Origin of the sequence: Pseudomonas sp. IPO3747 (assembly GCF_013385245.1) — a bacterium.
GTDB classification, from domain to species: Bacteria; Pseudomonadota; Gammaproteobacteria; order Pseudomonadales; family Pseudomonadaceae; genus Aquipseudomonas; species Aquipseudomonas edaphica.
On sequence record NZ_JACAQL010000029.1, the window covers coordinates 50,669 to 68,995 of the forward strand.

Consider the following 18,327-nt stretch of genomic DNA (forward strand, 5'->3'; position numbering starts at 1 on the left):
ATTGCATTCGGGACGTCCATCCCATGCAGCCATGCCAGCCAATACCTTTTCTTATAAAGCGCTGGGTGAGCAGGATTATCGGAGAAATACCATGTCGTACGCAGTAATTGTTACTGGTGGCAAGCAATACAAGGTCGCCCCAGGTGAATACCTGAAGATCGAAAAACTGGAAGTCGCTACTGGCGAATCCGTTACCTTTGATCGCGTTCTGTTGGTCGCTAATGGCGATGACGTGAACATCGGCGCTCCAGTTGTTGCTGGCGCTACCGTTGTGGCTGAAGTGATCTCCCAAGGTCGTCACGATAAAGTCCGCATCATCAAGTTCCGTCGTCGTAAGCACCACATGAAGCGTATGGGCCACCGCCAGTGGTACACCGAGATCAAAATCACCGGTATTCAGGCTTAATTTCAGCCTAATTCCTCACTAGGAGAATTGACTCATGGCACACAAAAAAGCTGGTGGTAGTACCCGTAACGGTCGCGACTCAGAAGCCAAACGCCTTGGCGTTAAGATGTATGGCGGCCAGAAAATCATTCCGGGCAACATCATCGTGCGTCAGCGCGGCACCCAATTCCACGCCGGTTACGGTGTTGGCATGGGTAAAGATCACACCCTCTTCGCTAAAATCGAAGGCGTGATCAAGTTTGAAGTAAAAGGCGCGTTCAACCGCCGTTACGTGAGCGTTGTCGCCGCTTAATTGCGCGATCGCTGGAAAAGCCCTGTCTCGCGACGGGGCTTTTTCGTTTGTGGAGTGAGTCTCTTGCAAAGCTGTTTGTGATGGGCTCAGGCGCTGGATGTGCGGTCGTTTTCTGAGGTCGCTGCGCTCATTTTTGCAAGAGTCTTATGTCTTGGTTTCTTAAGCTCGTCCGTGCGACGAGAGGCGTTTTGTTATGAAGTTCGTTGATGAAGTTTCCATCCGAGTAAAAGCAGGCGACGGCGGTAACGGTTGCATGAGTTTCCGTCGCGAAAAATTCATCGAAAACGGTGGTCCAAACGGCGGTGACGGCGGTGACGGCGGTTCCATCTACATGATGGCCGACGAAAACCTCAACACCCTGGTCGACTACCGTTACACCCGGCACTTCGATGCCGAGCGTGGCTCCAACGGTGGCAGCACCGACTGCACCGGTAAAAAAGGCGAAGACCTGGTACTGCGCGTACCGGTCGGCACCACGATCATCGACTCCGCGACCCAGGAAGTGATTGGCGACCTGACCAAGGCCGGCCAGAAGCTGATGGTTGTGCAGGGCGGCTGGCACGGTCTGGGTAACACCCGATTCAAGTCCAGTACCAACCGCGCGCCACGCCAGACCACGCCGGGCAAGCCGGGCGAGCAGCGTGACCTGAAGCTGGAGATGAAAGTACTGGCAGACGTGGGCCTGTTGGGCTTGCCGAACGCCGGTAAAAGTACCTTCATCCGCTCGGTCTCGGCCGCCAAGCCGAAAGTCGCCGATTACCCGTTCACCACCCTGGTGCCAAACCTGGGCGTGGTCAGCGTAGACCGCTGGAAAAGCTTCGTGATCGCCGACATTCCTGGCTTGATCGAAGGTGCTTCCGACGGTGCAGGCCTTGGGATTCGCTTCCTCAAGCACTTGTCGCGCACCCGTTTGCTGTTGCATCTCGTCGACATGGCGCCGCTGGATGACACCAGCGCACCAGACGCCGCCGAAGTGATCGTCAGCGAGCTGACCAAGTTCAGCCCGGCGCTGGCCGAGCGTGACCGCTGGCTGGTACTGAACAAGTGCGACCAGATCCTCGAAGAAGAGCACGAAGAACGCGTCAAGGAGATCGTTGATCGCCTGGAGTGGGAAGGCCCGGTCTACGTGATCTCGGCCATCGCCAAAGAAGGCACCGAGCGCCTGACCCGCGACATCATGCGCTACCTCGAAGACCGCGCCGACCGCCTGGCGGCCGACCCGGTATTCAAGGCAGAACTGGCAGAACTCGACCAGCAGATCGAAGACGAAGCCCGCGCCCAGTTGCAAGCTCTGGACGACCAGCGTGCCCTGCGCCGCAGCGGCGTGAAGTCGGTCCATGACATCGGCGACGACGATTGGGACGAAGAAGACGTGGATGATGAAGACGGTCCGGAAATCATTTACGTGCGCGACTGATAGGTTGCGATAAACTCAAACGCCGCTCCCAGGAGCGGCGTTTTGGTATCCGGGTATAACGTTATGGGCCGCGCTGGGTCGCGGGGCCCTCAATCTAAGGTTGAAGATGATGCGGAGCAAAGTGACAGGTGCGCAGCGCTGGGTCGTAAAGATCGGAAGTGCGCTGCTGACGGCGGATGGCAAAGGTCTGGATCGCGCAGCGATGAGCGTCTGGGTCGAGCAGATGGTGGCCTTGCATGAGGCCGGTGTCGAGTTGGTGTTGGTCTCGTCCGGGGCCGTTGCCGCCGGGATGAGCCGCCTCGGCTGGACCGCGCGACCCAGCGCGATGCACGAACTGCAAGCCGCCGCCGCCATCGGCCAGATGGGCTTGGTGCAAGCCTGGGAATCCAGCTTTGCCGAGCATGGCCGCCATACAGCGCAGATCCTGCTGACCCACGACGACCTGTCCGACCGCAAACGTTACCTCAACGCTCGCAGCACCCTGCGCGCACTGGTTGAGCTCAAGGTCATCCCGGTGATCAACGAGAACGACACGGTGGTCACCGACGAAATCCGCTTCGGTGATAACGACACCCTGGCCGCGCTGGTCGCCAACCTGGTGGAAGCCGACCTGCTGGTGATCCTCACCGACCGCGACGGCATGTTCGACGCTGACCCGCGTAACAACCCCGACGCCCAGCTTATTTATGAGGCGCGCGCCGATGACCCGGCGCTGGACGCCGTGGCCGGCAGTGTCGGCGGTGCATTGGGCCGTGGCGGCATGCAGACCAAACTGCGTGCGGCGCGGCTGGCCGCACGTTCCGGCGCGCACACCATCATCGTCGGTGGGCGCCTGGAGCGTGTGCTGGATCGCCTCAAGGCCGGTGAGCGCATCGGTACGCTGCTGTCGCCGGAACGCGGCATGCTGGCGGCGCGCAAACAATGGCTGGCCGGTCATCTGCAAACCCGTGGCACGCTGGTTCTGGACGACGGTGCTGTGTCAGCCTTGTCCCAGGGCAACAAGAGCCTGCTGCCGGTCGGCGTCAAGTTGGTGCAGGGCAGCTTCCGCCGTGGCGAGATGGTGGTGTGTGTGGCGCCCGATGGTCGCGAGATCGCCCGTGGCCTGGCCAACTACAGCGCCCTTGAAGCACAGAAGATTATTGGACAATCGTCCGACGCGATTGTCGGACTCTTGGGTTACATGGCCGAACCGGAACTGGTTCACCGCGATAACCTGATCCTGGTCTGAATAAAGGAAATACACGATGCGTGTCATGAAAGGATTACTCGGCCTGCTGCTGGCCATGCCGTTGCTGGCCTCGGCCGAAGAAATCGGCCAGGTGTCGACGGTGTTCAAGTTTGTCGGCCCCAACGACCGTATTGTGGTCGAGGCGTTTGATGACCCGAAGGTCGACGGCGTGACCTGCTACCTGTCGCGTGCCAAGACCGGCGGCGTCAAAGGCGGCCTGGGCCTGGCCGAAGACCGCGCTGAAGCGTCGATTGCCTGCCGTCAGGTTGGCCCGATTCACTTCAAGGGCGAGCTCAAGGATGGCGACGAAGTGTTCAAGGAGCGCACCTCGCTGGTGTTCAAGACCATGCAGGTGGTGCGCTTCCTCGACAAGAAGCGCAATACCTTGGTGTACCTAGTCTACAGCGACCGTCTGATCGAAGGCAGCCCGCAGAATGCGGTCACCGCGATTCCGATTTTGCCCTGGCCGACCGCGCAGTAACCGGCGGGCGAGTTTTTCAATCGGCGTCTATGATTGCAGGCTTGTGGTCTGTAATCTCGAACAGCCGCAACGCGAAGAACATGGGATATCTGGAGTTCGTCATGAGTGCTTTCCACGACCTGAAACTCAAAGCTTTGGACGGACAAGAGCTGCCGCTGGCGCCTTTCAAGGGGCAAGTGGTGCTGGTGGTCAACGTGGCCTCCAAATGTGGTTTGACCCCGCAATACGCCGCCCTGGAAAACCTTTACCAGCAGTATAAGGGCCAGGGATTTACCGTGCTCGGCCTGCCGTGCAACCAGTTTGCAGGCCAGGAACCGGGCTCCGAGGAAGAAATCCAGGCGTTCTGCAGCCTGAACTACGGCGTGACCTTTCCGTTGGGCAGCAAGCTTGACGTCAATGGTCACGATCGCCATCAGCTGTATCGCTTGTTGGCGGGCGAGGGCGCTGAGTTTCCTGGGGATATCACCTGGAATTTCGAGAAGTTCCTGCTCGGCAAGGACGGCCGCGTACTGGCGCGATTCTCGCCGCGCACGGCGCCGGATGATCCGACGATCGTACAGGCCATCGAAAAAGCCTTGAGCTGAATCGTTCCTGCACTGTGGCGAGGGAGCTTGCTCCCGCTGGGCTGCGCAGCAGCCCTAAACCCTCATCACTTTTACCCCTTAATCACCCAGATCAATAGTGCTACCCAGCACGCGGCACGGCCCATATTATCCACATCATAAATCCCTCTTATGTGGAGTGCTCCCATGCCCGTCCAGGCTTTGTTCAAACCTTTCCAGCTCGGTGCACTGCAACTGTCCACCCGTGTGGTCATGGCGCCGATGACGCGTTCGTTCTCGCCGGGTGGCGTACCCAATTCCAAAGTCATCGAGTACTACCGCCGCCGCGCCGCTGCGGGCGTGGGCCTGATCATCACCGAAGGCACGGTGGTCGGCCATCAGGCCTCCAATGGCTACCCGAACGTCCCGCACTTTTACGGTGAGGCCGCGTTGGCCGGCTGGAAGAAGGTGGTGGACGCGGTACACGCCGAAGGCGGCAAGATCGTCCCGCAGCTGTGGCACGTGGGCAGCGTGCGCCGTATCGGCACCGAGCCTGACGCCAGCGTGCCGGCCTACGGCCCGATGGAGAAACTCAAGGACGGCAACGTCGTCGTCCATGGCATGACCCAACAAGACATCAAGGACGTGATCAACGCCTTCGCCCAGGCCGCCAAGGATGCCCAGCGCATCGGCATGGATGGCGTGGAGATCCACGGCGCCCACGGCTATCTGGTCGATCAGTTCTTCTGGGAGGGCAGCAACCAGCGCACTGACGAATACGGCGGCAGCCTGGCCAACCGTTCGCGTTTTGCCATTGAATTGATCCAGGCCACCCGCGCCGCCGTCGGCCCGGACTTCCCGATCATCTTGCGCTTCTCTCAATGGAAGCAGCAGGACTACACCGCACGCCTGGTGCAAACCCCCGAGGCGCTGGGTGAGTTTCTTAAGCCGTTATCCGACGCCGGTGTGGACATTTTCCACTGCTCCACGCGTCGGTTCTGGGAACCGGAATTCGAAGGCTCCGACCTCAACCTGGCCGGCTGGACCCGCCAGCTCACCGGCAAGCCGACCATCACTGTCGGTAGTGTGGGTCTGGACGGCGAGTTCCTGCAGTTCATGGTCAACACCGACAAGGTCGCCCAACCGGCCAGCCTGGAAAAGCTGCTGGAACGTCTGAACAACGATGAGTTTGATCTGGTCGCGGTGGGCCGTGCCCTGCTGGTGGACCCGGATTGGGCCGTGAAGGTGCGCGAAGGTCGTGAGGGCGACATTCTGCCGTTCAGTCGTGAGGCGTTAACCAGCCTGGTGTAGCGTCTGCTCCGACGCCATCGCGGGCAAGCCCGGCTCCCACAGGAAAATGCGTTCCAATGTGGGAGCCGGGCTTGCCCGCGATAGCGATCTAACGGCCAACACAGGCATCAGATCAACCGCGACTCCCCTGCAATCACTGTCCGCTCGCCGCACACCCCGCGCAATTGGCGCTCAAACTGTTCGATAATCGCCGGCCAGCCCTGGCGGCTCGCATGCTGACGAGCATTCAAGCGCATGCGGCGCAAACTCTCCGCATCTTCCAGCAGCCAATTGGCAGCGTCACAAAACGCGTCCTCATCCCCTGGCATCGCCAGCACGCCATTGTAGCCATGGCGAATATGCTGGGTGGCGGCCGCCTGGTCGTAAGCCACCACACCCAGGCCGGAGGCCATGGCTTCCAGCACCACATTGCCGAAAGTTTCGGTCAGGCTGGGGAACAGGAACACATCGCCGGACGCGTAATGCCGTGCCAGTTCTTCGCCGCGCAAGGTGCCGCAAAACACTGCCTCGGGCAGTTCCTTTTCCAGCGTCGCCCGTTGCGGGCCGTCGCCGACGATGATCAGTTTCATCTGGCGCAGTGGGTAGGTGTCCTGCAAGGTTTCAAAGCAGCGCTTGAGCAGCCCCAGGTTTTTTTCCTGTGCCAGTCGGCCTACATGCAGTACGGCGATTTGATCGTTATTCAGCGCCCAGCTTTCACGCAACGCGTTATCGCGTTTGGCGGGGTGGAACAACTGGCTGTCGACGCCGCGTGACAACATGCCCAGGCGCTCGAAGTGGCGACGTTCCAACTCCAGGCGCTGGCTCGCGCTGGGCACCAGGGTCAGGGTCGAGCGGTTGTGAAACCAGCGCAAGTAATGGGTCACCATGCGGCTGAGCAGGCTCAAGCCATATTGATTGGAGTACTGCTGGAAGTTGGTGTGAAACCCGCTGACCACGCTGATCCCCAGGCGCCGCGCCGCACGTAGCGCCGACAGCCCCAGCGGCCCCTCAGTGGCGATGTACAGCACGTCCGGGCGCTGGCGTGTCCAGCGCCGCAGCAACTTGTGCATCGACGACTGGCCCCATTGCAGCCCCGGGTACCCCGGCAGTGGCCAGCCGCGACACAGCAGCAACCCATCGTCGCTGGGCCGGCTTTGATCGGTGCCCTGGCGGGGGCGCACCAACTCGACCTGATGGCCGCGCGCGCGCAAACCCTCGCACAGGCGGCCAAGAGTATTGGCCACCCCATTGATCTCCGGCGGGAAGGTTTCGGTAATCAGGGTGATGTGGAGCGAGGCTGTCGTCATGACCCACAGTGTCACCGTGGGCCATGTCGTCATTGTGACTCTAGGATGATGGATTTATGACTTGGCTATCGCCTGCCGCGCCATCGCCTCTGCCCCTTGCTCACGCACCCAGAACAGCGTAGCCCCGGCCACGGCCGCCGGCATCATCAGCAGGTTGACCACCGGCACCAGCAGCACCAGATAAACAATGCCGCCAAAGCTCATGCTCTGCCAACGCTTCTGACGCAGCCAGGCGAGCATTTCGTTCCAGCCCAGCTTGTGGTTATCCGCCGGGTAGTCGATGTACTGGATCGCCATCATCCACACACCGAACAGCAGCCACAGCGGCGCGGCGATCAGGTTGACCACCGGAATGAACGACAGGATAAACAGGCCGATGGCCCGTGGCAGGAAGTAACCCAGTTTGCGCATTTCCCGCGCCAGGGTGCGCGGGACCATGGCCATCAACTCGCCCCAGCTGAAGGCCGGGAAGTCATCAGTGCCGCGCACCACCACCTCCACTTTCTCCGAGAGAAAACCGTTAAACGGCGCAGCAATGATATTGGCGAGCATGGTGAAGGTGAAAAACACCATCAACACCACCAGCACCACAAACAAGGGCCACAGGATGTAGCTGAGGAAACTCAGCCAGCCAGGCAGCGTCGGCATCAAGGTGTCGACCCACAGGCTGAACTGATGGCCGGCGAAATAGATCAAGCCGACGAACAGCACCAGGTTGATCGCCAACGGCAGCAGCACAAACAGGCGCAGGCCAGGGCTCAACACCAGTTTGAGGCCTTCACGCAGGTATTGCGGGCCAGAAAGAGCAGGGGCAGGCATGGAGAACTCCGAGCAAGAAGACGAACGCGCCGACCTTACCGGCTTTGCTTCTTCGGCGAAAGCGGCGACATCAGCGGTAACATCTAGGCAACAAGGGTGTCGATTAATCGCGGCGACTGCATAGAGACCACCTATGAGCTGGATTGTTATTCCGTATTTCCTTAATCTTGCCCCCCTCTATACGCTGCACCCATTATTTTCAGGGCCTGCGAGTTCAAGCCTTCCCCAAGTGCTTCGCGGTCCTTTTTTATTCCAGCTGCCTTGTGGTCCGGGCGGTCGATAGGAGTGAGTCATGTCTGATACCCGTCATTCGCGAGTGATTATTCTCGGTTCCGGCCCTGCCGGTTACAGCGCTGCCGTCTACGCTGCCCGGGCCAACCTCAAGCCGCTGCTGATTACCGGCATGCAGGCAGGCGGTCAGTTGACCACCACCACTGAAGTCGACAACTGGCCGGGCGACGTCCACGGCCTGACCGGCCCGGTGCTGATGGAGCGTATGAAAGAGCACGCTGAGCGCTTTGAAACCGAGATCGTGTTCGACCACATCAACCAAGTCGACTTCTCGAAAAAGCCTTACAGCCTGACCGGCGACAGCGGTGTCTATACCTGTGACGCGCTGATCATCGCTACCGGCGCCAGCGCCCGTTACCTGGGCCTGCCATCGGAAGAAGCGTTCATGGGCAAAGGCGTCTCCGCCTGCGCGACCTGCGACGGTTTCTTCTACCGCAACAAGCCGGTCGCTGTGGTCGGTGGCGGCAACACCGCCGTGGAAGAAGCGCTGTACCTGGCCAACATTGCCAGCACCGTGACCCTGGTTCACCGCCGCGAGACCTTCCGCGCCGAGAAGATCCTGATCGACAAACTGCACGCCCGTGTGGCTGAAGGCAAGATCATCCTCAAGCTCAACGCCACCCTGGATGAAGTCCTGGGCGACAACATGGGCGTGACCGGTGCTCGCCTGAAAAACAACGACGGCAGCTTCGACGAGCTGAAAGTCGACGGCGTGTTCATCGCCATCGGCCACACCCCGAACACCTCGCTGTTCGAAGGCGTGCTCGAAGCCAAAGATGGCTACCTGGTTGTGCAAGGCGGCCGTGAAGGCAACGCCACTGCGACCAACATCGAAGGCATCTTTGCCGCCGGTGACGTGGCTGACCACGTGTACCGCCAGGCCATCACCTCGGCCGGCGCCGGTTGCATGGCTGCCTTGGACGCAGAGCGTTACCTCGACGGTTTGAAGGACGCTGCGTTCTAAACCCGTTGAAATGAAAAAACCGGCTGAGAGGCCGGTTTTTTTATGCGCACGATTCAAGCCGCACCACAGTGCTGATGTGCCAACCCGATTCAATGTGGGAGCTGGCTTGCCTGCGATAGCGGTGGTGGCTGACACACCGCTATCGCAGGCAAGCCAGCTCCCACCTTAAACCGGGTTATCAGATTGAATCAGCGGCGGGTCAGGGGTGGTGCGGTGAACTTCACACCGGCCAAACCATGCGCAATCAACGCGCGGATATTGCCGTGATCACTGCCCTCCGGCGTTGCCACCACCGAACGGTAATGCTCACCAAACGCCAGCAGCGCTTCCTGGTCGCTCAAGCCTTCCAGCAGCGCCAAGCCCAAGGTCTTGCATGAACCTTCGTTCTGACCAGCAGCATTTTCTACGCCGCCATTGGTAAAAGCCTGCGGCTGGTAGTCGTAACCGGCAGCTACAAAAGCCAGGGTGTCGGCAAAAACGTGTTCGCCGCTGTTGAGGCTGGCGCGCAGGGTGTTCAGATCAGTCATGGGGTTTTCCTTTGGCGAACGCCGCCTGTTGGTCGGCGCTGGCTTCTTGCTGGTATTGGGCTTTCCACTCGGCATACGGCATGCCGTACACCACTTCGCGGGCATCATCGAGGCTCAGCTCGATGTGGCGCTCGTCGGCCTCGGCCTTGTACCACTTGGATAAGCAGTTGCGGCAAAAGCCCGAGAGGTTCATCAGGTCGATGTTCTGCACATCCTTGCGGCTGTCCAGGTGGGCCACCAACCGGCGGAAGGCGGCGGCTTCGAGTTCGAGGCGTTGTTGATCGTTCATAAGGCTCACTTAACTATCAGCGGCTGGCTGCGAGGGTTATCGACACCGACTCGGCAAAGCGCAGCGCATGGGGCTTGTCCACTTCGACTTCGGCGTACAGCACGGACTCATTGCTCATCACCAGGTCCAGCAACTCTTGCGTCAGGCGTTCGAGCAGCGCAAAGCGATTACCTTCGACGTGGGCAATAATCGCCTTGGTAATGGTGCGGTAATTCAGCGCGTGGTCGATGTCATTGTCGCGCACGGCTTCCTGGGCGGCATACAGGATAGTCAGGTTGATCAGCACGTCCTGCTTGTTGTTGATCTCATCTTCATTGATGCCAATAAAGGTGCGCAGGCACAGGTCCTTGACCCGGATGCGCGCCATGCCTGGTTGAAGTTGTGGCATTGCTACTTGCTCCGTCCGATCAGTTGCAGGAACTCCATACGCGTGGTGTTCGACTCGCGGAACGCGCCGAGCATCACTGAGGTGTTCATGGTTGAATTCTGTTTTTCCACGCCGCGCATCATCATGCACATGTGCTTGGCTTCAATTACCACCGCCACGCCTGCGGCTTGGGTGACCTGCTGGATAGCGTCGGCGATCTGCCGCGTGAGGTTTTCCTGGATCTGCAGGCGCCGCGCGTACATGTCGACAATGCGCGCCAGCTTCGACAGGCCCAGCACCTTGCCGGTCGGTATATAGGCCACATGGGCCTTGCCGATAAAGGGCAGCAAATGGTGTTCGCACAGCGAATACAACTCGATGTCCTTGAGGATCACCATCTCGTCGTTATCGGAGGCGAACAATGCGCCGTTGACGATGGTTTCCAGGTCCTGCTCATAGCCATGACACAGGTACTGCATGGCCTTGGCGGCGCGCTTGGGGGTGTCGAGCAAGCCTTCGCGCTCCGGGTCTTCGCCCAGGCCTTTGAGGATCTCGCGGTAGTGTTGGGGCAGGGACAAGGTCATACAACATCCTCACAAACGGCTTACTTGATATGCCGCCCGCCGTTGACGGTCAGGGTGGTTCCGGTGACATACGGGTTGTCCAGCAGGTAACGCACACTCTGGTAGATCACCGCAGGCCCAGGCTCGATGCCCAGCGCTGACTTGGCCAGCACCTTGGCGCGGTACGCTGCATCATCGCCCGCGTTGAACATCACCATCGCCGGCGCGATGCCGTTGACCTTGATCAGCGGCGCAAACTGCGCAGCGAACGAAAGTGTAAGGCTGTCGAGACCGGCTTTTGTGGCGCAGTAGGCGATGTGCTGGCGGCTGCCCTTGCGCACCACGTCATCGCTGATGTGCACGATATCGGCGGGTGTCGAGCGTTGCAGCAAAGGTGAACAATGCAGGTTGATCAGATACGGCGCAAGCATGTGCACGCTGAACATGTCGGTAAAGGCGCGGCTTTCGTCGCCAGGTGTTTCGGCAACCCACGCCGACGCGTTGTGGATGATCGCACGCAGGCTGTCGGTATGGGTTTTCAGTTCGGCGATAAAGGCCAGAATCCCGGCCTCAGTGGAGAAGTCGGCAAACACGCCGAGCGCGCCACGCGCGCGCAAGGCCTCAACGCCTGGGCGTTCGCTGCGGTAGCTGAAAATCACCGCGTGGCCTTCGTCGAGCAGGCGCTCGGCACAATAAAGGCCGACACGCTGGCCGGCACCGGTGATCAGGATCGGGGCGTTGGTTACCGTCATGGGAGGCTCGAGTCGCTGGCAGGTTGAAACTATACCAGCGACCGGCCACGCCTGTACTCAAGCAGCGGCTTGGGTAGCCTTGGGCGTTGGTGTTGGATGCAACCAGCTCGCGAGCAGATGGGTCGATAGAGGAATAAAGAAGTAAACCATCAGCGGCGTGAGTGCCAGGGTACTGACCAGCACACGCGGGAACATGTCCAACTCGCTGAGCAGCGGCCCCAGGCCGAAGTTGAACAGCAGCGACACCGGGAAAAATGCCAGCCAGATCGCCACCGCCTGTTTCCAGCGCGGTGGTCGTGCACCCACGGCACCGAACCAGCCATCGATGCCACTGACGCGATGCTCGGACGGGTCGGCAAACAGTTCGCTGCCACGGCTTAGCCAGGCGCTGCGCGAGGCGGAGAACTCCCAGGCATGCAGGGTTTTTTCATCGGCGAAGCGGAAGATGATCTGAAACTCATCATCATTGGGCGGCGGCGCAAGCACGCCGGAACCCAGGTAGCCGGGGAAGTCAGTGGCCAATTGCTCGCCTTCGCGCAGCCAGGCCATCAATTCTTCATAGCGCCCTTTGGCCACGCGGCGCGCAACCATCAAGGTGACGGGAGAGGTAGACATTGTGTATCTCCAAGTAATCAGGTGCGCCAAGCCGGGTAGGTGGCGCACTAAGGTGGCGGTCGGGTAAGACCATCACCAAAAAGCAGGCAAGGATTATTCCTGTTTTGAAGAAATACGCCAGCGGCAGTGGTCCGAAAAGTAACGGCCTTGAAAAGGACAGGTAGAAAGGCGTTAAATGGGACCCCAAATAACGTTGGCTTTTTGGCTCAAAATGCCCGTGATTAATGTGCCCATTGATAGCATTTCGCAACTGGAATCAACCGTCTCAGATGAGCTGTTTCCGATCCGTGAAGTGTCAAGACTGACAGGTGTGAACCCGGTCACACTGCGAGCCTGGGAGCGGCGGTATGGCCTGATCCAGCCAACGCGCACCGAAAGCGGGCATCGGCTCTACTCCAGCGCCGATATTGTGACCGTCAATCGTATTCTCGACTGGATTGAACGCGGCGTGGCCGTGAGCAAGGTCGGTAAGATCCTCGCCCGTGACGATCAGCAGGCTGAGACCATTCGTGCCGAGGGCGATAAGGTCGACGAGAGTGAGTGGTCACAGTGGCGGCTGCGGTTGTTGCAGGCGGTCAAAGCCTTTGACGATCGCCAATTGGAAAGCCTGTACGGTCAGGTTTTCGCGACTTACCCGCTGAACGTTGCGTTCCAGGACATCCTGATGCCTCTCTGGAGCGATCTGATGCGCCACCAGGGGCATTTTGGCCAGGCCAGTGAATGGCTTTTTTACGACACCTTCCTGCGCATGCGTACCTTTGAGCGCTTGCAGCTTGCCAGTGCCCCACTCGCGCCGCGGGTGTTGCTGGCGGCCATGCCTGGCGAATGCCGTAAATTGGAACTGCTGGTAGCGGCGCTGATGCTCAGTCACGAAGACACGCCGGTGAAAGTGCTGGGCATGGGCCAGCCCTTTGATGAACTGACATTGGTGTGTGAAAAGATCCGGCCCAAGGCGCTGGTGATTTTCTCCAACCATTGGCATAACCATGATCTGGCAGCGCGCCTGAACCGTCTGGCGTTGACCCTGGATTGCCCACTGTTCCTGGCCGGTGCCGCTGCGGACCTGGCCGAGGGTGATCTGGCCGGTTCGTCTATCGGCTGCCTGGGCAGCGAAGGGCGCCAGATGCAGAGCCGTTTGCAGCAGTTTCTTGCAGGCCAGTTGGATAGTTGATTTCAGGCGTGTACGTGCGGATGGACCAACCGGTGCTGATGCAGGATGAACTGGCGTAACCGTTCGATCTCATTCGCGTCACTCTGGCTCAGGCGATAAGCGAACAGACCCCGCGCGGTTTCCCGTTCCAGCGTGCCGCGCAAGGCAATACGCTCGTAACCGGACGGGCTGAACCACAGGGAAAAGGTTTTCGGCGGTTTGACCCGTCCGCGAATTTCCACCAGTACGCCCTTGAATGACACCTCATGCACCCATAGCGCGGCAGGGTTGCCCCTGACGTTTTCCATCGCCACGGGGGCTTCAAGCGCCAGGCGCCATGGACGGATCATCGGCCCATCTTCAAAAATGCTCGGCACGCCCAAGCGCAGATGCACCGCATGAAACTCGTCTTCCACCAAATGCAGCGGGAAGGTCAGTTGCTGGTTGTCGAACTGTGCCTGGATGGTGACGTGGTCGTGAGCGGCCAGGCGCGTGAGCAAATCGCGAATCTGCGCACCGCCATTAACGGTCAGGCTCGACCAGGCATCCCGCAGGTTGAGTTGCGGGTTGTGCTGCATGTCCTGGATAAAATCCAGCTCGTCCTGCGTCAATAGCGCGTCGCGTTGCATTGATGTAGCTCAAGGGTGAGGCATTAAAAAGCCATTATCGCTCTAAAGACCGCATTTTTTACACTTTGTTAATTCCGCTCGTCGCCTTGAGTGCCGCCAGCTCATCTTTAAGCTCGGCCACTTGGGCTTCCAACTGAGCGATGCGTTGCTGCGCTTTCACCTGAACCGTAACGTCTTTTTGCACACCGACAAAATACGTTTGCTTGTCGGCCTTGTTGTAAACCGTGGAAAGCGACAGCTCATTCCAGAAGTGCGTGCCGTCCTTGCGGTAATTGCGCAGTATCTCCCGGCAGGCGCCACCGCTGTCGAGGGCTTCACGAATGGCCATCAGCGCCGGTTGGTCACGGTCACCCGCCTGCAGGAAGCGGCAATCCTGATACAGGATGTCGTCCAGGGTGTAACCGGTCAAACGCTCGAACGCCGGGTTCACGTAGATCAGCGGCTTGTCCTGGCCTTCACGTTCGGCGACGACGATACCGTCGTTAGAAGCGTTGATCACCAGTTGCATCAGGTTGGCGTTGATCATTGAGCAATCCATCGCATGTTTTTAAAGCCTGAATTCTATGGCAACTTTTGAATGTTGCACGGTGTGCACTGAAATATTTGTGTCAGCTGCTAATATCCCACGCTTTCGCTCAACTACAGGATCAGATTGATGAAAGTCGCCATCCTTTCCGGCTCGGTCTACGGCACAGCTGAAGAAGTAGCCCGCCACGCCGCCGGTATCCTCAACGCCGCCGGTTTTGAAGCCTGGCACAACCCACGCGCCACCTTGGCCGACGTGCAAGCCTTTGCCCCCGAGGCATTCCTGGCGGTCACATCGACCACCGGCATGGGTGAACTTCCCGACAACCTGCAACCGCTGTATTCGAACATTCGTGACCAACTGCCAGCCGCCTGGCGCGGCCTGCCCGGTGCGGTGATCGGCCTGGGCGACGCCAGCTATGGCGACACGTTCTGCGGTGGCGGCGAGCAAATGCGCGAACTGTTCGCCGAACTGGGCGTACGCGAAGTGCTGCCGATGCTGCGCCTGGACGCCAGCGAAAGCGTGACCCCGGAAGCCGACGCCGAGCCTTGGCTGGCCGAATTGGTCACGGCACTGCGCGCTTGACCGGGAATTCACGCAGCAAGGCCCGCCACGCCAGATAAAGGCAATGCCCCAGCGCAAGCTGATGCCGGTGTTCTGGCTCGTGCTGACGGGCTTGCTCAACCTGTTCGCCGTGCCTTTATTGACGGCACTTCTCTGACACCGTTTGTACTATTCTCATGACTGACTCGCTCAGTCATCAAGCTGGCTGCCAAGGCAACTCCTTGCGTCACCGCGCCTGACTAGACTGGCTCCTCATCCAGAAAAATAATAAGAACGCGAACCAAGGAGGTTGTTGCCGTGAGCCTAGCCCCTGTTCTATCGCCACAGAATGTCAAAGACCAGGTCAGCGCTGCCGAATGGCAGACCCGCGTCGACCTCGCGGCCTGCTATCGCCTGGTGGCGCTGCATGGCTGGGACGACCTGATCTTCACGCATATTTCCGCCAAGGTGCCGGGCACCGACGATTTCCTGATCAACCCTTATGGCTTGATGTTTCATGAGATAACGGCGTCGAGCCTGGTCAAGGTTGATCAGGCCGGCAACAAGCTGATGGACAGCCCTTACGAGATCAACCCCGCCGGCTACACCATCCACAGTGCCATCCATGAAGTGCGCCACGACGTGGTCTGTGTGCTGCACACCCACACCGCCGCGGGCGTTGCGGTGTCGGCGCAGAAGCAGGGCGTGCTGCCGATCAGCCAGCAATCCACCTTTGTCTTGTCCAGCCTGGCCTATCACGCCTATGAAGGCGTGGCGCTCAACCGTGAAGAAAAAGCCCGCTTACAGGCGGACCTGAGCGACAACAATTTCCTCATGCTGCACAACCACGGTCTGTTGACCTGCGCTGGTTCGATCGCCGACACGTTTTTAATGATGTTCACCTTTCAACGCGCCTGCGACATCCAGGTGCTGGCGCAAAACGGCGGCGCCGAATTAATTGCCATTGAGCCGCAGATTCTGGCGGGTGCCAAGGCGATGGTGGCGGTTGTCACAAAGAGCGCGCAAGGTATGGGTGGTGCACTGGCGTGGCCGGCGCTGTTGCGTAAATTGGACCTGCAAGATCCCGGGTATAAAAGCTGATGCCACTCGCCGAGATACCGCTCAGAGCCTGGCGCAAACGTGGCCAGGAATTTCTCTTCCGTGGCCACATGATCCGTTACTGGGTGGCGGGGCAGGGCGAGCCGTTGCTATTGATTCATGGCTTTCCCACCGCCAGTTGGGACTGGCATTACCTGTGGCAGCCCCTGGCCCAGCGTAACTTGGTGATCGCCTGCGACATGCTTGGGTTTGGCGATTCGGCCAAGCCGCTGAACCACGATTACTGCCTGTTGGAGCAGGCCGACCTGCAACAGGCGCTGCTCGAACACTTGCGCGTGGAGCGGCCGGTGCATGTGTTGGCCCATGACTATGGCGACAGCGTGGCCCAGGAATTACTGGCGCGCCATTACGACGGCCGCTTCCTGATGGCCAGCTGCGTGTTCCTCAATGGTGGGCTGTTTCCCGAGACCCATCGCCCGGCATTGGTGCAGAAACTCTTGCTCAGCCCACTCGGCTGGATGATCGGCCGTGCCTTTGGGCGCAACGCTTTGTCGAACAGTTTCAGCCAGATTTTCGGCCCGAACACGCGGCCCAGTGAAAGTGCACTGGATGACTTCTGGAGCTTGATCAACTGCAATGACGGCCCGCGTATCCTGCATAAGTTGATTGCCTACATTCCCCAGCGCCGCCGTCTGCGTGAACGCTGGGTGGCGGCGATGCAACGCAATGAAGTGCCGCTGCGGGTGATCGACGGTGAAGTCGATCCCATTTCCGGTGCGCATATGGTGGAGCGTTATCGCCAGTTGGTGCCCAATGCCGACTCGGTATTACTGACCAATATCGGCCACTACCCGCAGATCGAAGCGCCGGTGCTGGTGCTCAAGCATTATTTGGCGTTTCGCGAACGTATCGGTCAGCCGGCGCCGCGAGTGGCCTACTCCTGAGGCCAATCCCGGGCTGCTGCGCAGCCCAGCGGGAGCAAGCTCCCTCGCCACAACAGCCGGTTGATCATCGCGCTGTCTTATTGAGCACCATTCAGCCTCGGCCGTGTTTATTGTGACCAAAGGCTGCGTGCGTGACACTCAACCCATTGCCAATGTCGCCAACGGAGTTCGGTATGAGTGAGTCAGTGCAGTTCCAGGATAAGGTCGTGATCGTCACCGGTGCCGGCGGCGGGCTGGGCCGTGCCCATGCGCTGCTGTTTGCCAGGCACGGGGCCAAAGTGCTGGTCAACGACCTCGGCGGCTCGACCCAGGGCGAAGGCGCGAATGCCTCGGCCGCCGACCGTGTAGTGGCGGAGATTCGCGAGGCGGGCGGTACTGCCGAGGCCAACCATGACTCCGTAACCGAGGGGGACAAGATCGTCCAGCACGCACTCGACGTGTTCGGCCGTGTCGACGTGGTGGTCAACAACGCCGGCATCCTGCGCGACAAGACCTTCCACAAAATGGACGACAGTGACTGGGACCTGGTGTACCGCGTGCATGTCGAAGGTGCCTACAAAGTTACCCGCGCCGCCTGGCCGCACATGCGCGAGCAGGGTTATGGCCGCGTGATCTTTACCGCGTCCACCTCGGGCATCTATGGCAACTTCGGCCAGTCAAACTACGGCATGGCCAAGCTGGGCCTCTACGGTTTGACCCGCACCCTGGCGCTGGAAGGGCGCAAGAACAACATCCTGGTCAATGCCATCGCCCCCACCGGCGGCACGCGCATGACCGAAGGCCTGATCCCGCCACAGGTGTTCGAACGCCTCAAGCCGGAACTGGTCAGCCCGTTGGTGGTGTACCTGGGCAGCGAGGCGTGCCAGGACACCTCGGGCTTGTTTGAAGTCGGCGGCGGCTGGATCGGCAAAACCCGCTGGGAGCGCAGCCTGGGCGTGGGGTTTGACCCTGAGGCCGGGTTCTCACCCGACGATGTGGCGGCGCACTGGGCGCAGATCTGCGACTTCGAAGGCGCTGCGCACCCCAAGGACAACATCGAAGCGTTGAAAGAGATGATGGCCAATTTGCAGAAGTTCAGCCTCTGATCGTTGCTTGAACACAGTTGAATAAAACGGGGCGCTAAAGGCGCCCCGTTTTATTTTGGGTATAAAAAAGGCCGCTGCAAACGCAGCGGCCGAAGTAAGACGTTGGATCAAGGAGCGACAAATCAACGTCAGTGAACAGCGGTAATAGATTGAAACATTAGGCCAATCTATTGGAATCAGACTTTTCCTGGATTTACCCAAGCGGGCCATCTGCCCTGAAAGTGCGTTAAGAATAGTCGGT

Annotated in this window: 23 protein-coding genes; 13 read left to right on the plus strand and 10 right to left on the minus strand. The window is 59.7% G+C overall.

Annotated features, from left to right (window positions below; genetic code table 11):
* The first annotated feature begins 91 nt into the window (after positions 1-91).
* From rplU to HX790_RS27905, 7 genes are all read left to right on the plus strand, one after another.
* Positions 92-406: a 50S ribosomal protein L21 gene (gene rplU, locus HX790_RS27875; RefSeq protein ID WP_007950961.1), complete on the plus strand. Its 315-nt coding sequence runs from the start codon at positions 92-94 to the stop codon at positions 404-406.
* Between the two features lie 34 nt (positions 407-440).
* Positions 441-698: a 50S ribosomal protein L27 gene (rpmA, locus tag HX790_RS27880; protein WP_003176049.1), complete on the plus strand. Its 258-nt coding sequence runs from the start codon at positions 441-443 to the stop codon at positions 696-698.
* A gap of 193 nt (positions 699-891) precedes the next feature.
* On the plus strand, positions 892-2,115 hold the full coding sequence (gene cgtA / locus HX790_RS27885) for an Obg family GTPase CgtA (protein ID WP_016976186.1): 1,224 nt from the start codon (positions 892-894) through the stop codon (positions 2,113-2,115).
* 109 nt (positions 2,116-2,224) lie between these two features.
* Positions 2,225-3,343 carry a glutamate 5-kinase gene (gene proB, locus HX790_RS27890; RefSeq protein ID WP_026013771.1) on the plus strand — a complete coding sequence of 373 codons (1,119 nt, stop codon included), beginning with the start codon at positions 2,225-2,227 and terminating at the stop codon, positions 3,341-3,343.
* Positions 3,344-3,359: 16 nt separating this feature from the next.
* Complete coding sequence (locus HX790_RS27895) at positions 3,360-3,824, plus strand: CreA family protein (RefSeq protein ID WP_017137940.1); 465 nt, start codon at positions 3,360-3,362, stop codon at positions 3,822-3,824.
* A gap of 101 nt (positions 3,825-3,925) precedes the next feature.
* On the plus strand, positions 3,926-4,408 hold the full coding sequence (locus tag HX790_RS27900) for a glutathione peroxidase (RefSeq protein WP_017137939.1): 483 nt from the start codon (positions 3,926-3,928) through the stop codon (positions 4,406-4,408).
* Between the two features lie 165 nt (positions 4,409-4,573).
* A complete protein-coding gene (locus HX790_RS27905) occupies positions 4,574-5,677 on the plus strand; it encodes an NADH:flavin oxidoreductase (RefSeq protein WP_017137938.1) in 1,104 nt (367 codons plus the stop codon).
* Positions 5,678-5,784: 107 nt separating this feature from the next.
* Here the strand turns inward: HX790_RS27905 and HX790_RS27910 are convergent, their stop codons facing one another.
* Together HX790_RS27910 and cysZ are read right to left on the minus strand one after the other, a co-directional pair.
* A complete protein-coding gene (locus HX790_RS27910; protein WP_017137937.1) occupies positions 5,785-6,963 on the minus strand; it encodes a glycosyltransferase family 1 protein in 1,179 nt (392 codons plus the stop codon).
* Between the two features lie 54 nt (positions 6,964-7,017).
* Complete coding sequence (gene cysZ, locus HX790_RS27915) at positions 7,018-7,782, minus strand: sulfate transporter CysZ (RefSeq protein ID WP_017137936.1); 765 nt, start codon at positions 7,780-7,782, stop codon at positions 7,018-7,020.
* A 292-nt stretch (positions 7,783-8,074) separates the two neighbouring features.
* Between cysZ and trxB the strand changes: the two genes are divergently transcribed.
* Positions 8,075-9,037, plus strand: coding sequence for a thioredoxin-disulfide reductase (trxB, locus tag HX790_RS27920; RefSeq protein ID WP_017137935.1), 963 nt, complete (start codon positions 8,075-8,077; stop codon positions 9,035-9,037).
* 188 nt (positions 9,038-9,225) lie between these two features.
* Here trxB and HX790_RS27925 read toward each other — a convergent pair whose 3' ends face one another.
* Genes HX790_RS27925 through HX790_RS27950 form a run of 6 tightly spaced genes read right to left on the minus strand, consistent with a single transcriptional unit; the run spans position 9,226 to position 12,150 of the window.
* Positions 9,226-9,564 (minus strand): HopJ type III effector protein, encoded by a 339-nt coding sequence (locus HX790_RS27925; RefSeq protein ID WP_176992543.1) that lies wholly within the window; start codon positions 9,562-9,564, stop codon positions 9,226-9,228.
* Positions 9,557-9,853, minus strand: a complete 297-nt coding sequence (locus tag HX790_RS27930; protein WP_017135092.1) for a DUF1244 domain-containing protein — start codon at positions 9,851-9,853, stop codon at positions 9,557-9,559. The genes HX790_RS27925 and HX790_RS27930 overlap by 8 nt, the downstream gene beginning before the upstream one ends.
* A 16-nt stretch (positions 9,854-9,869) precedes the next feature.
* Complete coding sequence (gene folX, locus HX790_RS27935; protein WP_017135091.1) at positions 9,870-10,241, minus strand: dihydroneopterin triphosphate 2'-epimerase; 372 nt, start codon at positions 10,239-10,241, stop codon at positions 9,870-9,872.
* Positions 10,242-10,243: 2 nt separating this feature from the next.
* Complete coding sequence (folE, locus tag HX790_RS27940; RefSeq protein WP_017135090.1) at positions 10,244-10,804, minus strand: GTP cyclohydrolase I FolE; 561 nt, start codon at positions 10,802-10,804, stop codon at positions 10,244-10,246.
* A gap of 20 nt (positions 10,805-10,824) precedes the next feature.
* On the minus strand, positions 10,825-11,535 hold the full coding sequence (folM, locus tag HX790_RS27945) for a dihydromonapterin reductase (protein WP_099549443.1): 711 nt from the start codon (positions 11,533-11,535) through the stop codon (positions 10,825-10,827).
* Positions 11,536-11,592: 57 nt separating this feature from the next.
* A complete protein-coding gene (locus tag HX790_RS27950; protein WP_099549444.1) occupies positions 11,593-12,150 on the minus strand; it encodes an antibiotic biosynthesis monooxygenase in 558 nt (185 codons plus the stop codon).
* A gap of 211 nt (positions 12,151-12,361) precedes the next feature.
* On the opposite strand from HX790_RS27950, the gene HX790_RS27955 reads away from it, so the two are divergent.
* Positions 12,362-13,321, plus strand: a complete 960-nt coding sequence (locus HX790_RS27955; RefSeq protein ID WP_176992544.1) for a MerR family transcriptional regulator — start codon at positions 12,362-12,364, stop codon at positions 13,319-13,321.
* A 2-nt stretch (positions 13,322-13,323) separates the two neighbouring features.
* On the opposite strand, the gene HX790_RS27960 is transcribed toward HX790_RS27955, so the two are convergent.
* Together HX790_RS27960 and HX790_RS27965 are read right to left on the minus strand one after the other, a co-directional pair.
* Complete coding sequence (locus HX790_RS27960; RefSeq protein WP_017135086.1) at positions 13,324-13,929, minus strand: hypothetical protein; 606 nt, start codon at positions 13,927-13,929, stop codon at positions 13,324-13,326.
* A 58-nt stretch (positions 13,930-13,987) separates the two neighbouring features.
* The gene (locus HX790_RS27965) at positions 13,988-14,455 is read right to left on the minus strand and encodes a PAS domain-containing protein (protein WP_017135085.1); all 468 of its coding nucleotides are present in this window, start codon (positions 14,453-14,455) and stop codon (positions 13,988-13,990) included.
* A gap of 129 nt (positions 14,456-14,584) precedes the next feature.
* On the opposite strand from HX790_RS27965, the gene HX790_RS27970 reads away from it, so the two are divergent.
* From HX790_RS27970 to HX790_RS27985, 4 genes are all read left to right on the plus strand, one after another.
* Positions 14,585-15,040: a flavodoxin gene (locus HX790_RS27970; protein WP_176992545.1), complete on the plus strand. Its 456-nt coding sequence runs from the start codon at positions 14,585-14,587 to the stop codon at positions 15,038-15,040.
* Between the two features lie 276 nt (positions 15,041-15,316).
* Positions 15,317-16,099 (plus strand): class II aldolase/adducin family protein, encoded by a 783-nt coding sequence (locus HX790_RS27975; RefSeq protein WP_169988439.1) that lies wholly within the window; start codon positions 15,317-15,319, stop codon positions 16,097-16,099.
* Positions 16,099-17,001 carry an alpha/beta fold hydrolase gene (locus HX790_RS27980; RefSeq protein WP_176992546.1) on the plus strand — a complete coding sequence of 301 codons (903 nt, stop codon included), beginning with the start codon at positions 16,099-16,101 and terminating at the stop codon, positions 16,999-17,001. The genes HX790_RS27975 and HX790_RS27980 overlap by 1 nt, the downstream gene beginning before the upstream one ends.
* A gap of 173 nt (positions 17,002-17,174) precedes the next feature.
* Entirely contained in the window at positions 17,175-18,086 is a 912-nt protein-coding gene (locus HX790_RS27985) for an SDR family oxidoreductase (RefSeq protein WP_017135080.1), read from the plus strand.
* Positions 18,087-18,327: the final 241 nt, after the last annotated feature.